The organism is Phyllobacterium sp. MT110 (genome assembly GCF_058792715.1).
Genome location: NZ_JBXAFE010000001.1, coordinates 1,133,627 through 1,148,417 on the forward strand (window position 1 = coordinate 1,133,627; position 14,791 = coordinate 1,148,417).

At 58.8% G+C, this 14,791-nt stretch carries 13 protein-coding genes; 3 read left to right on the forward strand and 10 right to left on the reverse strand.

Annotation, left to right across the window (positions count from 1 at the left end):
• Window positions 1–22 precede the first annotated feature (22 nt).
• From AC1Q5O_RS05960 to pcsA, 6 genes are all read right to left on the reverse strand, one after another.
• Entirely contained in the window at window positions 23–1,090 is a 1,068-nt protein-coding gene (locus tag AC1Q5O_RS05960; protein ID WP_472461130.1) for a BMP family ABC transporter substrate-binding protein, read from the reverse strand.
• 56 nt (window positions 1,091–1,146) lie between these two features.
• Window positions 1,147–2,067: an ABC transporter permease gene (locus tag AC1Q5O_RS05965; RefSeq protein WP_492562124.1), complete on the reverse strand. Its 921-nt coding sequence runs from the start codon at window positions 2,065–2,067 to the stop codon at window positions 1,147–1,149.
• Window position 2,068: 1 nt separating this feature from the next.
• Complete coding sequence (locus tag AC1Q5O_RS05970) at window positions 2,069–3,160, reverse strand: ABC transporter permease (protein WP_492562125.1); 1,092 nt, start codon at window positions 3,158–3,160, stop codon at window positions 2,069–2,071.
• Window positions 3,160–4,743: an ABC transporter ATP-binding protein gene (locus AC1Q5O_RS05975; protein WP_492562126.1), complete on the reverse strand. Its 1,584-nt coding sequence runs from the start codon at window positions 4,741–4,743 to the stop codon at window positions 3,160–3,162. The genes AC1Q5O_RS05970 and AC1Q5O_RS05975 overlap by 1 nt, the downstream gene beginning before the upstream one ends.
• A 140-nt stretch (window positions 4,744–4,883) precedes the next feature.
• The gene (locus tag AC1Q5O_RS05980; protein WP_492563092.1) at window positions 4,884–5,861 is read right to left on the reverse strand and encodes a quinone oxidoreductase family protein; all 978 of its coding nucleotides are present in this window, start codon (window positions 5,859–5,861) and stop codon (window positions 4,884–4,886) included.
• Window positions 5,861–6,613: a phosphatidylcholine synthase gene (gene pcsA / locus AC1Q5O_RS05985; protein ID WP_492562127.1), complete on the reverse strand. Its 753-nt coding sequence runs from the start codon at window positions 6,611–6,613 to the stop codon at window positions 5,861–5,863. The genes AC1Q5O_RS05980 and pcsA overlap by 1 nt, the downstream gene beginning before the upstream one ends.
• A 162-nt stretch (window positions 6,614–6,775) precedes the next feature.
• On the opposite strand from pcsA, the gene AC1Q5O_RS05990 reads away from it, so the two are divergent.
• On the forward strand, window positions 6,776–7,975 hold the full coding sequence (locus tag AC1Q5O_RS05990) for a UbiH/UbiF family hydroxylase (RefSeq protein WP_463012996.1): 1,200 nt from the start codon (window positions 6,776–6,778) through the stop codon (window positions 7,973–7,975).
• Here the strand turns inward: AC1Q5O_RS05990 and AC1Q5O_RS05995 are convergent.
• The 3 genes from AC1Q5O_RS05995 to AC1Q5O_RS06005 form a co-directional block, all read right to left on the reverse strand.
• Window positions 7,972–9,318: an Nramp family divalent metal transporter gene (locus AC1Q5O_RS05995; protein ID WP_492562128.1), complete on the reverse strand. Its 1,347-nt coding sequence runs from the start codon at window positions 9,316–9,318 to the stop codon at window positions 7,972–7,974. The two genes, AC1Q5O_RS05990 and AC1Q5O_RS05995, sit on opposite strands and share 4 nt — an antisense overlap.
• A 339-nt stretch (window positions 9,319–9,657) precedes the next feature.
• Window positions 9,658–10,299, reverse strand: coding sequence for a class I SAM-dependent methyltransferase (locus tag AC1Q5O_RS06000; protein WP_492562129.1), 642 nt, complete (start codon window positions 10,297–10,299; stop codon window positions 9,658–9,660).
• 59 nt (window positions 10,300–10,358) lie between these two features.
• A complete protein-coding gene (locus AC1Q5O_RS06005; protein WP_492562130.1) occupies window positions 10,359–11,303 on the reverse strand; it encodes an AEC family transporter in 945 nt (314 codons plus the stop codon).
• A gap of 103 nt (window positions 11,304–11,406) precedes the next feature.
• Here AC1Q5O_RS06005 and hspQ point away from each other — a divergent pair, with 103 nt between their 5' ends.
• Complete coding sequence (gene hspQ / locus AC1Q5O_RS06010; RefSeq protein ID WP_165401825.1) at window positions 11,407–11,745, forward strand: heat shock protein HspQ; 339 nt, start codon at window positions 11,407–11,409, stop codon at window positions 11,743–11,745.
• Between the two features lie 58 nt (window positions 11,746–11,803).
• Here the strand turns inward: hspQ and AC1Q5O_RS06015 are convergent, their stop codons facing one another.
• Window positions 11,804–12,424, reverse strand: a complete 621-nt coding sequence (locus tag AC1Q5O_RS06015) for an invasion associated locus B family protein (RefSeq protein WP_223613314.1) — start codon at window positions 12,422–12,424, stop codon at window positions 11,804–11,806.
• Window positions 12,425–13,003: 579 nt separating this feature from the next.
• Here AC1Q5O_RS06015 and AC1Q5O_RS06020 point away from each other — a divergent pair.
• Complete coding sequence (locus AC1Q5O_RS06020) at window positions 13,004–14,782, forward strand: extracellular solute-binding protein (protein ID WP_492563094.1); 1,779 nt, start codon at window positions 13,004–13,006, stop codon at window positions 14,780–14,782.
• Window positions 14,783–14,791: the final 9 nt, after the last annotated feature.

A 14,791-nucleotide genomic window follows, 5' to 3' on the forward strand; every position in this document is an offset into this window, starting at 1 on the left:
TTCTTTTGTATCGCGGCAAACCTTATTTCGGCAGCTTGTCGTCCACGCCGGCAACGTAGAAGTTCATGCCGAGAATGGTCTTGTCGTCGGCGGTTTCACCAGCCTTCAGCCATTCGGAGCCGTCCTGCTTCTTGACCGGACCGGTGAAGGGCTTCAGCGCACCGGATGTAATCTTGGCCTGGGTTTCCTCGGCCAGCTTCTTCACATCGTCAGGCATGTTGGTGTAGGGCGCCATGACCACGAGGTTTTCATGCATGCCGTGGAAAACATTGTGGGTCTTCCATGTGCCATCGATCACGGCCTTGGCCCGTTCGATGTAGTAAGGGCCCCAATTGTCGACGATGGCGGTCAGCTGGGTTTCCGGGCCGAACTTGATCATGTCGGAAGCCTGGCCGAATGCCTTGATCTTGCGTTCCGCGGCAACCTGCATCGGCGCGGTCGAATCCGTATGCTGGGTGATGATATCGACGCCCTGGTCGACCAGAGCCTTGGCCGCATCGGCTTCCTTGCCCGGATCGAACCAGGCATTGGCCCAGATCACCTTGACCTTGAAGTTCGGGTTGACCGACTGCGCACCCAGCATGAAGGAGTTGATGCCCTGCACCACTTCGGGGATCGGGAATGAACCGATATAGCCGGCAACGCCAACCTTGGACAGCTTGGCGGCAATCACACCCTGTACGTAGCGGCCTTCATAGAAGCGCGAATTGTACACGGCAACATTGTCGGCCGTCTTGTAGCCGGTCGCGTGTTCGAACTTCACATTCGGGAACTTCTGCGCAACCTTGATCGTCGCATCCATGTAGCCGAATGAGGTCGTGAAGATCAGCTTGTTGCCGGCACGCGCCAGACGCTCGATCGAACGCTCCGCATCCGCCCCCTCAGGCACGCTTTCGAGGAAGGTTGTCTCGACCTTGTCGCCAAGCGCCTTTTCCATCTCCTTGCGGCCCTGATCGTGCTGGTAGGTCCAGCCGAAATCACCGGGCGGTCCGATATAGATGAAGCCGACCTTCAGTTTCTCTTCGGCATGGGCCGCGCCCGCAACGGCAAAGCTGGCAGCCATGGACAGCGCCATAAGCAGTTTTTTCATTCGTGTTCACCTCTCTGTTAAACCAAAAGCCTTGTCTTTTATTCTCGCCCGGCTGCTCAGCGGTCGGGCACGAAGGGTTTGCCGAGGGATGTCGGCGTATTCATCAGGGTCAGCCGCTTGTTCCGCGAAATCAGAACAAGCACGATAATCGTTGCCAGATAAGGCAGCGACGACATGAACTGCGAGGGTATGCCGATGCCAAGCGCCTGGGCGTGCAGCTGGCCGATGGTGACCGCGCCGAAGAGGTAGGCGCCCGCCAGAATCCGCCATGGCCGCCACGAGGCGAACACCACCAGTGCAAGCGCGATCCATCCCCGGCCCGACGTCATGTTTTCCACCCATTGCGGCACATAGACGAGCGATAGTTGCGCACCGGCGAGCCCGGCGCAAGCGCCCCCGAACATCACGGCGAGATAACGCACCCGAATAACCCGCACGCCAAGCGCATGCGCCGAGGTATGATTGTCACCGACAGCGCGCAATGTCAGGCCGGCACGGGTGCGGAACAGGAACCATGTGACGCCGATGGTCAGAAGGATCGACATATAGAAAATCGGATCCTGTCCGAACAGGAATTTCCCGACGACCGGCAAATCCGTCAGCACCGGAATATTCAGGGACTGCATCCGCACGCCGGGCAGCCCGACAAAACTTTCGCCGATCATGGCGGAAGCGCCCAGCCCCAGCAGCGTCAAAGCCAGTCCCGTTGCCACCTGATTGGTCAACAGCGTCAACGTCAGGAAACCGAACAGCAGCGAAAAGGCAGCGCCGGCCAGAATGGCTGCGAACATGCCGAGCCATGCCGATCCGGTGAGCTGCGCAACGCCGAAGCCGGCAACAGCACCCATGATCATCATGCCTTCGACGCCGAGATTGAGTACGCCGGAGCGTTCCACGACCAGTTCGCCCATGGCAGCGATCAGCAAGGGCGTTGCGGCTGTGGCAACCGTCAGGAGAATGGCTTCGAACATGCCCATGTCATGCCCCCTTTGCTGCGGCGTCGCTGTGCCGGGTGACGAAGCGGATGCGGTAATAAATGAGCGTGTCGCTCGCCAGCACGAAGAACAGGATGATGCCCTGGAAGATGCGCGCCGATTTCTCGGAAATGCCGAGCGAAACCTGTGCCGCTTCACCGCCCAGATAAGACAGCGCCAGAACCAGCCCTGCGGCAACGATGCCGAGCGGATTGAGGCGGCCAAGGAAGGCAACGATGATGGCGGTGAAGCCGTAGCCGGGAGAAATCGTCGTGCGCAATTGGCCGACAGCGCCGGAAACCTCGGCAATCCCGGCCAGCCCAGCCAGCGCCCCGGAGACGAGGAACGCAAAGAATGTCAGGCGCCCGGCACTGAAGCCGGCAAAACGCCCTGCCCGCGCGCTGCGTCCCAGCACCTTGATTTCAAAGCCGTTCAGCGTGCGCGACAGCATGAACCAGACAAGGAGCGCGGCGACAATCGCCAGAACAAATCCCCAATGCGCCCGCCCCGACGAAGCCCATATCTCGGGAAGGATGGCACTGGAATTGAACTGCACCGTTTCAGGGAAGTTGAAACCCTGCGGGTTGCGCCAAGGGCCGCGCACGATCCAGTCGAGGAACAACTGCGCCACATAGACCAGCATCAGGCTCGTCAGAATCTCGTTGGTGTTGAACCGCACCTTGAGGAACGCCGGAATGGTCGCGTAGGCCATCCCGCCTGCCATGCCCAGCAGCAGCATCATCGGCAGGACATACCAGCCCTGAAAACCCGGAAAAACCACCGGCAGTATCGATCCGGCGATCCCGCCCATGATCAATTGCCCCTCCGCGCCGATATTCCAGTTGTTGGAAAGGAAGCAGACGGACAGCCCCACGGCGATCAGGATCAGCGGTGCTGCCTTCACCAGCAGCTCATGCCAGGACCAGATCTCGGTCAGCGGCTCAACGAAATAGGAATAGAGCGCCGAAACCGGGTTCTTGCCGAGCAGCGCAAACAGGATGGCGCCGGCAATCAGCGTAAGGAACAAGGCGATGAACGGCGACAGCGCACTGAACAGCGCTGAATGTTGCGGACGTCTGACCAATTCGACACGCATCAGGCCGCCCCTGCACTTGCATGGGCCGACGCGGCATCGGCACCGCCCATCATCAAACCGACACGTTCCATGTTCATCGCTTCAATCGGGACCGATTGCGACAGGCGCCCATGCACCATGGCCGCAATCCGGTCGGAGATTTCAAAAAGTTCATCGAGATCCTGGCTGATCACGATCACGGCGGAACCGCTGCGGGCTAGATCGACGAGCGCCTGCCGGATATGGGCGGCAGCGCCTGCGTCGACGCCCCAGGTCGGCTGGTTGACCACCAGAACGGCTGGATTGCGGTCCAGCTCGCGCCCGATCAGAAACTTCTGGAGGTTTCCGCCGGAAAGCGCTGATGCATCTGGGTTTTCCGCACTTTTACGAACGTCCATCTGTGCGACGATCCGCTTTGCCGCAAGGGCAAGGCTGGATTGCTGGAGCAGCCGCAGCAGGCCGCCGCCGAGAAAGACTTTTCCATCGGTAGCGTAGCGCGACAACAGCAGATTGTCGGTCAGCGACATATTGGGAACCGCACCATGCCCAAGACGCTCCTCCGGCACAAAGGCAGCGCCCAGCCTGCGGCGCGCGGAGATACCGGATCGCCCGGTGTCTTTGCCGCGAATACGGACAATGTCCGGCCGTTCCTGCAGCACTTCGCCGGATATCGCTTCGAACAGTTCGCCCTGTCCGTTGCCTGCGACACCGGCAATGCCAAGAATTTCACCCGGATTGACGGCCAGCCGGATATCATGCAGCGGCACGGAAAACGGGCCGCGCGGCTTCTGAGACAGGCCATTGACTTCAATCAGTGCCGATTGGGTTGCTGGCGCCGCGTTCGGACGGCGCTCTATGACATGGATGTCGCTGCCAACCATCATGCGTGCCAGAGAACTTGCGGTTTCCTGGCGCGGATCGCACTGGCCGACAACCTTGCCGTGGCGCAGCACCGTGGCCCGGTCGCACAGGCGCCGTACTTCCTCGAGCCTGTGGCTGATATAGAGGATCGATTTTCCCTCCGACTTCAACCGCTCCAGCGTGACAAACAACAGGTCGGCTTCCTGCGGCGTCAGCACCGATGTCGGTTCGTCGAGAATGATCAGGTCGGGATTTTGCAGCAGGCAGCGGATGATCTCGATACGCTGGCGTTCGCCCACGGAGAGATCACCGACCAGCGCATCGGGATCAACCGGCAGACCATAGGTCCGGCCGATGTCCCGCGCCTTTGCGGCGATGGTATTGAGGTCGGTTTTCTCGTCGAGCGACAGCGCGATGTTTTCGGCGGCAGTCAAGGCATCGAAAAGCGAAAAGTGCTGGAAAACCATGCCGATGCCGAGCGATCTTGCCATCGCCGGATTGGCGACGGCAACCGCTTTGCCCTTCCAGCCGATCTCACCCGAAGTCGGCTGCAGCGCGCCGAACAGCATTTTGACCAGCGTGGATTTGCCAGCGCCGTTTTCCCCCAGAAGGGCGTGAATTTCTCCGGTGCCGATTGTCAGGTCGATCCCGTCGCAGGCTTTCAGAGAGCCGAAAATTTTGGTGAGCCCGGTTGCTTCCAGAAGTGGATGCCCAGCCCCGTTCTTATCGCTTATGCTTGTCATAGTTCCCCACGGCCCAGGACGATTATTCTGAGGTGCCCCTAACCATTTCCGATCCTATGTCGGGCAGCATCGATTTGGGAAGTGCAAAACCAGAGGTTGCGGCCTTTTGCGCACATTATTCGAGCATCATTTTCAGGGGCTTAAGGAATAAGCACTGTTGTTCCGGTCGTTTTGCGCGCTTCGAGATCGCGATGCGCCGTCGCCGCGTCCTTGAGGGCATAGGTCTGACCGATATCGATGCGCACCACACCGCTTTCCACCTGGTCAAAAAGCGCACGCGCTGCATTTTCAAGCGCAGCCCGCGCCGCGACGTAGACGAACAATGTCGGCCGCGTCAGGTAGAGGGAGCCCTTGCGCGACAGGATGCCGAGATCGAATGGCGCAACCGGACCGGATGACTGGCCGAAGCAGACGAGCATGCCGCGCGGACGCAGGCAGTCCAGCGATCCGTCGAATGTGTCCTTGCCGACGGAATCGTAGACCACGTCGACACCCTTGCCGCCGGTAATTTCCTTCACCCGTTCGACAAAACTCTCGGTGCGATAGTTGATGACATGGTCGAAACCGTTCTCGAGCGCCAGCTTCACCTTCTCGTCCGAACCGGCGGTGCCGATGACGGTCGCGCCGAGATGCTTGGCCCATTGGCCGGCTATGAGCCCGACACCGCCGGCAGCCGCGTGAAACAGGATCGTGTCGCCCTTCTTGACCGGAAAGGTTTCCCGCAGGAGGTAATAGGCCGTCATGCCCTTCAGCATCATCGAACCGGCCTGCTGGAAGGAAATGGAGTCCGGGACCTTGACCAGGCGGTCCGCCGGCATGATGCGTTCCTCCGCATAGGCGCCGATCGGATTGACATAGGCGACGCGATCGCCCGGTTTCACGTCGGTAACACCAGGACCGACGCTGAGCACGACGCCCGCGCCTTCATTGCCCGGAATGAGCGGCAGACCGCCGGGCGACGGATAGAGGCCGGTGCGGAAATAGACATCGATGAAATTCAGGCCGATGGCCTCATTGCGCATACGCACTTCGCCGGGGCCTGGCTCACCGACGGTAACATCTTCATAGACCAGCGCTTCAGGACCACCCGTCTGATGAATGCGAATTGCCTTGACCATCATGCCTTCTCCGTCCGTCCAAGATTGGGAAATGCCTGCATCACCGCACCGATGAGGAAGAGGTAGATGCCTGTGACCGAAATACCGACCCGCACCCAGAGGGGCGAATCCAGATGCTGGTACAGCGAAAGTACGCCGAAAGCGCACCACAGGAAGAAAATCGTGAGATTCAGCGGCCGCAGGCGCTGCACGCGCACCGGGTGCAGGAAATAGATCGGCAGGAATGAAACGACGGCGGCGCCAAGGACAATGGCAAATGCCACCCATTCGCCGGGCTTGACGATGAACAGGGTGAACACCAGCATGTTCCAGACGACCGGAAAGCCCTTGAAGAAGTTTTCCTTCGTCTTCATGCCCGTATCGGCATAGTAGATCGCACTGGATACGACGATGATCGCCGCCGCCAGAAAGGACAGGCCCTCGCCCATGAAGCCGCGCTGATACAGCGCAAAGGCCGGGATGAGCACATAGGTCATGTAGTCGATGATGTTGTCGAGCAGCTCGCCCGACCAGTTGGGCAGCACATATTTGACTTCGAGCTTGCGGGCGATCGGCCCATCGATGCCGTCGACGAACAGCGCCAGCCCCAGCCACCAGAACATAGCCGTCCAGCTTCCTTCGCTGGCCGCGACCACCGAGAGGAACGCCAGGAAGGAACCGGAGGCGGTCAGCAAATGCACTGAGAAGGCCTTGGCTTGTGGCGCCGTCACTTTTTTGGGTTTAACGCCCCGGGGCAAAGTTGGTTTTTTCACGGTCCGCGCCAATCTGCTGCATGATACTGATCCGCTTGTCGCTATATGTTACCAAGGACAAACGATTTGCGAGCAGCTTTTCTTGAAAACGACCCAAAGCGCAAGCAATGTTCCTGATATAAACTGTTGAAAGCCAAAACGGCTTGGAAGCGGAGACAGATGATGACCAGCACCCGAACGGATCCCATTGTTGTTGCAGGAACCGGTCATGTCGGCCTGATTGCCGCCATTGCCCTTGGTCAGCACCTTGAAAACGTCGTCAGTCTCGGCGTTATCCCCACCGGCACGGACAAGCGCACGACGGCTCTGATGATGCCCGCCATCCGTTTTCTCCAGCGGATCGGTCTCTGGGACAGCATTGCGCCGCATGCCGCGCCCATCGGATCCATGCGCATTCTCGATGGCACCAACCGGCTGGTCAGAAGCCCCGTGGTGACATTCGAAGCCTCCGAGATCGACGAAGACGCCTTTGGCTACAACATTCCCAATGCCGCGCTCACCAAAACGCTCAGCAATGCGCTGAAGCAATCGCCGGTCCGCCATGTCGCCGCGTCGGCAACCCACTATCATCCGGTGGACAATGCCATGGCGGTCGAAGCCAGTGATGGTTCGGTGTTCACCGCCAACATCGTAATTGCCGCCGATGGCCGCTCGTCCCTGGCCCGGGAAGCGGCCGGTATCTCCGCGCGCACCTGGCAGTACAACCAGACTGCGGTGGTGCTCAGCTTCAGCCACACGCGCGATCATCATGATATTTCAACGGAATTTCACACCGAGCATGGCCCGTTCACGCAGGTGCCGCTGGCAGGGAAACGGTCAAGCCTCGTCTGGGTGACAACACCTGCCCATGCGGCGGAACTTCTGGACCTGAACGCGGAACAACTGGCGGTCCGCGTCGAGGAACGCATGCAGTCCATGCTCGGCGCTGTCACCATCGATGTCGAAGCCCAGGCCTGGCCGCTGTCCGGCCTCGTCCCGAACGCCTTTGCCCGCAACCGCGTGTTTCTGGCGGGCGAATCGGCGCATGTATTTCCGCCCATCGGGGCGCAGGGACTGAATCTCGGCGTCCGGGACGTGGAAACACTGCTTGATACCCTGCCGTCCGATGGCAGCGATCTTGGCGCTGCACCGGTTGTTTCAGCCTATAACCGCAAGCGCAGCCCGGATATCATCGCCCGCACCGGCGCGGTCGACGCGCTGAACCGGTCATTGCTGTCGGATTTCCTGCCCGTGCAGATGGTCCGCAGCGGCGGCCTGGAACTGCTCCGCACCTTCTCGCCGCTGCGCAGTTTTCTCATGCGTGAGGGTCTGCGCCCCGGCAGCGGCTTTCGCTGGCCGCGCCGGGAAGGAAAGCGCGCCTAAACGAGGACAAAATCCAGCAGCAGCTTGATGTTCAGCACGGCAATCACCACCGCAATGACCATGGCAAGCACGGTGAGCCATTTCGGCGAGACCAGCACACCCATTTTGGTCTTGCTGGCGGTGAACATGACCAGAGGGAATACGGCAAAGGAAAGCTGAAGGCTGAGCACGACCTGTGTCAGGATCAAAAGCTTGGCCGTTCCGCTGTCGCCGTACCAGACGGTCACCGCGCCCGCTGGAACAATGGCAATGGCTCGGGTGATCAACCGGCGCAGCCAGGGCGCCAGCCTGATTTTCAAAAAGCCTTCCATCACGATCTGTCCGGCCAGCGTCGCCGTCACCGTCGAGTTGATGCCGCAGCACAGCAAGGCGATACCGAACAGGGTCGGGGCGAAACCCCAGCCGAGGAGCGGCGCGAGCAGCGAATGCGCCTCGCCGAGTTCCGCCACTTCGGTCCGCCCCGTCTTGTTGAAGGTCGCGGCAGCAAGGATCAGGATCGCCGCGTTGATGACCAGGGCAAAGGTCAGCGCAATGGTGGAGTCCCACGTAGCATACTTCAGCGCCTGACGCTTTTCAGGCGTGGTGTGGCCGTAGTCGCGCGTCTGGATGATGCCGGAGTGCAGATAGAGATTGTGCGGCATCACCGTCGCGCCGAGAATACCAAGCGCGAGATAGAGCATTTCCGGGTTGGTGACGATTTCCGTTGTCGGGGCAAAACCCTTGATCACGGCGGCCCAATCGGGATCCGCGAGGAAAATCTGGATGCCGAAGCACAGCGCAATCACGCCCAGCAGCGTGATGATCAGCGCTTCCACCCAGCGGAAGCCAAGCTTTTGCAGATAGAGGATCAGAAAGACATCAAGCGCGGTGATGAGGACGCCGAGTTCGAGCGGAATGCCGAAAATCAGGTTGAGACCGATCGCGGTGCCGATGACTTCGGCAATGTCGGTGGCGATGATGGCAAGCTCCGCCATGAACCAGAGCGTATAGGCAACCGGTCGTGGAAAGGCATCGCGGCAGGCCTGCGCCAGGTCCCTGCCCGATCCGATCGCCAGACGCGCGCAAAGCGCCTGCAGGACCACGGCCATGATGTTGGAGACCAACGCGACGACAAGCAGCGTGTAGCCGAACTTCGACCCGCCGGCGAGCGATGTCGCCCAGTTTCCCGGATCCATGTAGCCCACGGCAACCAGATAGCCCGGTCCCACAAAGGCTGCGGCCCTGCGCCAACCCGGTCCCGCTGTCCTGACAGCGACCGAGCGATGCACATCCGAAAGCGATGCATCACCCCGTTCGCGCCGCCAGCCTTCGTCCGTATCGGCTGCCTGCCGCAAGGAATCCATGAAATACCTCTAATCGCAATTGCAAATCATTCGCAATAGTACACAGAAAGCCTTTGCCTACAAGGGCCGCCTTCCTGCGACGAAACAGCCCACATTGGGAGGGAAAGACGCCGTCATGTCCGGGAGCGCTCGAAAAGCCTGCAGCACGTTTGTGCGTGGTTCGACAAGCTCACCATGAGGGAAAGTGAGGATTGCAGGGAGCCATGTTCTGCAACGTTCACGATTGGCGTGCAGCCCGCACCTCCCTCATGGTGAGCTTGTCGAACCACGCACAAAGGTCACGCCTTCGTTGTCTGGAAAACACAGGCGCTGCGACAGACAAAACCTGCAGGCATCACCTCAGATCAGTGCAAAAACACCGGCATTCACTTTTGCGTCCGTCACTTGCCCGAAATCCGGCACCGCATATTCGGCAACGAGCCGGAGCCGGTCGTGCGGAAGATGTGCCCGGCCGGGATCGCCGATAAGGACCTTGGCGCCCGCCAGAAGACAACGATCGAGGAAAAGCAGAACACGCCGCGCGAGATCGGGCGCGTAAAACAGATCGCCAACAGCAACCAGATCGACATCCATTGCCGGGCCAGCCGTCAGATCCGCATGCATCGATGTCAAGCTGACGCCATTGAGATCGGCATTGAGCTGTTGCGCGGCAATGGCATTCCCGTCTGTTTCAGCAGCGGTAACATGGATCGCACCTGCCTTTGCCGCCGCTATGCCAACAATCCCTGAACCCGATCCAAGATCCAGCACCCGCTGCCCTTTCACGACCTCCGGGTGATCGAGAAAATAACGGGCGAGCACTGCACCGCCCGCCCAATGGTAGGCCCAGTATGGCGGTTCGGGATCGGGATTGGCATCCGAGGCGATAAGGCGGCGCAATCCGCTCGCCGGCGTGGCGCTGTGAAGCACAATTTCCGGAACTGCCGGGACAGCCATGACAGGCATATGCGCCTGAATGAATTCCGCACGATCTATGGTCAAAAGCGCTCCGGCAACACGGCCACGGCCCGGCCGTTCGCCGGGTGACCTGCAGTTCCTTATCAGGGAATGAAGCCGTGCGTCATCACGTAAAGCCACAGGGTCAGGGTCACGACCGAAAACAGCGTGGTTGCCAGGATGCTGCTCGAAGCCCGTTCGACCCAGACACCGTACTGCTGGGCAATGACGAATACATTGGTTGCCGTCGGCAGCGCCGCCAGCAGCATGGCGGTGTACACCCAGACCGGCGGGAAATCGCCGGCAAGGTGAAGGATGACGTAGATAAGCAATGGCTGGAAAACCAGCTTGATCGGGACAATCAGATAGAGTTCCGGCGGCACCCGCTTCAGGGGACGCAAGGCAAGGGTGACGCCCATGGCAAAGAGCGCACAGGGTGCGGCGGCCTTGGCCAGCAGATCAATGAGCCTGTCGATGGACGCGGGCGGTTCGAACCCGGTGACAGCAGCGGCGACGCCCAGAATGGTTGCGATGATGAAGGGGTGCAGGAAGATCTTCTTGAGCACACTGACCGCCAGCTCATGCGGGCGGCGCTTGTCTTTGCCGGACAACGCCATCATGAGGGGCGCCATGACAAAATGCAGTGTGTTGTCAAAACAGAAGATCAGGGCAACCGGTACGGCAGCGGGTGCGCCGAAAGCCATGATGGCCAATCCCGGCCCCATATAGCCGATATTGCCATAGGCGGCGGCGAGCCCCTGAATGGTGCTTTCGTCTATTTTGCGCGTTCTGAAAAAAGCAAAGCCGAACATCACCAGAAAAACACAAAGTGTTGATGCGGTGCAGCCAATAATAAAGGCCCACTGAGTCAGCTCAGCGACAGGTGTCTTTGAAAGGATCTGGAAAAACAGTGCCGGCAACGCCACATAGACAATGAAAACGTTCATCCATCCCAATGCCTCCAGCGGCTGACGACTGATGCGGGCAACCAGGAATCCCAGAAAGATCAGGCCGAAAAATGGGAGAACGAGATTGAAAACGCTGAGCATGACGAGCTTTGACTGTTGGGAACGCGACCGGAAATGGCAGGACGCCATCGATGCTCGCACGATTTGATGGAGACAGGTATGTCTCTGATATCTATAATGAATGATGATGATGAAACAAATACGCCACGCAAAATTTCAGATCGGGCAGGTTGTAAGCCACCGGATATTCGCTTTTCGCGGCGTAATTTTCGATGTCGATCCTGAATTCAACAACACCGAAGAATGGTATCAATCCATTCCCGAAGATATCCGGCCAAGCCGCGACCAGCCCTTTTACCATCTCTTTGCCGAGAACGCCGACAGCGAGTATGTGGCCTATGTCTCCGAGCAGAACCTCGTCGCCGATACATCCGGCGTTCCCCTGCGGCATCCGCAGATCAAGGACATGTTCGACAAGCCGCTAAACGGTGTCTACCGGGTCAAAAGTCCGCATATCAACTGAGAAACAGCCCAATAAAAAAGGGACGCCAAAGCGTCCCTTTTTCGTGTCGATGGTTCGGTCAGTTTCCGGCCTTGGCCTTCGCCTGCTCGGCCTTCATCTTGTCTTCGAATTCCTTCTGGCGCTTCTGGACTTCTTCCTGAAGCGTCTTCTGGCGATCTTCGATTTCCGACTGCTGCAGGCCGGGGCCGTCAAATGCCTGGCTGAAACCGGTCAGCGCAACGGTGATCGGATTTGGCTTGTTCTGGAAGTTGACCGAAGTCAGCGTCAGCTGATTGCCCTTCTTGAAGGCAGCGACGAGTTCATCCGACATGGCGACTTCCGAAATGCAGCGATCCGGGAAGCAGATGGCGAAATCGATCTTCTGCGTCTTGCCGCCATTGATCTGCAGTCCAACGCCTGGACCGATCAGACGGCCGGTCGGCACGGAAACCTGGAAAATCTTGCGATTGACCTTGCCCTTGATTTCGATGAGGTTGACGGCAGTCAGAAGCTGGCCGCTGTCGGCGGTCACGATGTTCTGCGTGTTGCAGATGTCGTTTTCTTCCTGCTTGGAGCAAACCTTGAACCAACCCTGCGGCGTTCTCTGCTGCTGGGCTGATGCTGGTACTGCCGCGGCGGCGAGTAATGCAATTGCACCCGCGATGGATGCGGTTGCAGCGAATGTCTTCGGGTTGGACATGGTCAACTGGTTCCTTTCAGCGCACTTATCCGAAGTGTAACTTGATCACTTAGAATTGCTTTCTCTGGATTGGTTACCAAATGAGGCAACAGAGTGACCCTTCGTCTCGAACGCCGTGTTACACTGCATGTTAATGCAAATCCAGACTACTTTTAGGGTCAAGCCCCATTAACATGATCGAAATGGCGCCTGAAACGGCAAGAAGATGCGAGGAGAGACGCGAAGGGCGGGGTCTTTCCCCCGGCCGAGCGGCTCGACACAGCAGCTTGCAGCCGTTTCGGCGTCCGGAGGATATGGTCCACTTGTCCGGCTTCATCGTCGCAAAGGCTTGACAATGAACCACATTGCCTTCGCCTTTGCTCCTTGTAACCGAACAAATGGCCTCATACCATTTCGACCAGATTAATGGGTCTTGACCCTAGCTCTGTTGTCATTTCAGGAAGATGATTACACCCCTTTGGCCGCAGAATCGTCATGAGATGGTAATCTCGTGGGCGAATCAAAGGAAAATCCCGCCAAAGGGATCATAAGGTTGAGACGATGCTGAAGAAAAGTTTCCAGATTCTGGCCCTGCTGACCATGACTTGTTCGATGACAAGCGTGGTTCTTGCCGAGCCAAAACATGGAATCGCCATGCGCGGCGAGCCTGCCCTGCCCGCTGATTACCCCTATTTCCCCTATGTGAATCCCGATGCGCCCAAGGGCGGCTCGATAACCTATGGTGTCGTCGGCACATTCGACAGTCTCAATCCCTTTCTGATCAAGAGCATGCGCACCTATGCGCGCGGCACGTTCGGCGATGCCGAATTTGGTAATCTGGTCTATGAAACGCTGATGCAGCGCAGCGCCGACGAGCCGTTCACCATGTATGGCTTGCTGGCGGAAAAGGTGGAGACCAACGAGGAACGCACATTCGTTGAATTCACGCTGAACCCCAAGGCCAAATGGTCCGATGGCCAGCCCGTCACGCCGGACGACGTGATCTTCACCTTCAATCTCCTGACGGAGAAAGGGCGCCCGCCCTTCAACACGCGGACGAAACTGATCTCGAAGATCGAACAGGTCGGCGAGCACGGCGTCCGCATCACGTTCAATGATCAGGCCAACCGGGAATTCCCCCTCATTCTCGCGCTGATGCCGGTTTTGCCGAAGCATGCAATCGATGCTGAAAATTTTGACCGGTCGCCGCTAGCCATCCCGGTTGGCAGCGGGCCCTATGTTGTGTCGCAGGTGCAGCCGGGGCAGCGTATCGTCTTCAAGCGCGATCCCAACTACTGGGCGGCGGATTTGCCGAGCCGACGCGGCTTCAACAATTACGACGTGATCACGGTCGAATATTTCCGCAATCTGCAGGCGCAGTTCGAAGCGTTCAAGAAGGGTGTTTTTGACGTGTTCATGGAAGGCGACCCGAACAAGTGGGCGTCGTCCTATGGCTTTCCCGCTTTCAATGACGGACGTGTCGTCAAAAAGACGTTTGAGACCCATTCGCCCGCCAATGTCTATGGGTTTGTCTTCAACACCCGCCGCGACGAGTTCAAGGACAGATATGTCCGCGAGGCACTCGCCCTGATGTTCGATTTCGAGTGGACCAACCGCAACCTCTATGCCGGACGCTATCAGCGTCTGGCCAGCTATTGGCAGGGCTCGGAATTGTCGGCGCTCGGAAAGCCCGCCGATGCAGCCGAACGCGCCATTCTTGCCCCGTACCCCGACGCAGTTCTTCCCGAAGTCATGGATGGCACCTATACGCCGGCCACGACGGACGGCTCGGGCCGCGACCGCAAGGAAATGAAGCGCGCCTACGATCTGCTGGTCAGCCGCGGTTACGCGATCAAGGACGAGCAGATGCTCGATCCGAACGGCAATCCGCTGAGTTTCGAAATTTTGACGCGCTCCGTGGCCGAGGAGCGTCTGGGTATCGCCTACAAGCGCACGCTGGAGCGCCTGGGTATCGCTGTCACGATCCGCACGGTCGATGACGCGCAGTATCAGAAACGCCTGCAAACCTTTGATTATGATGTGATTCTTGGCGCCTATTCCGGGTCGCTCTCACCGGGATATGAACAATATGCCCGATGGGGCAGCCAATCGAAGGACATTGAGGGCAGCTTCAACTATGCCGGCGTTGCCGACCCGGTTGTCGACGCGCTGATTGACAAGATGCTTGCCGTCCACGGCCAGGCGGAGTTTGTCAGCATCGTGCGCGCCCTCGACAGAGTGCTGATCTCCGGCCATTATATGGTGCCGATTTACTACCAGCCCGAGCAATGGATTGCCTATTGGGCGCATCTGCAACACCCGGACAAGACATCTCTCAACGGCTACCAGCTTCAGACGTGGTGGTCTGACAAACGATAGGTTGAACAT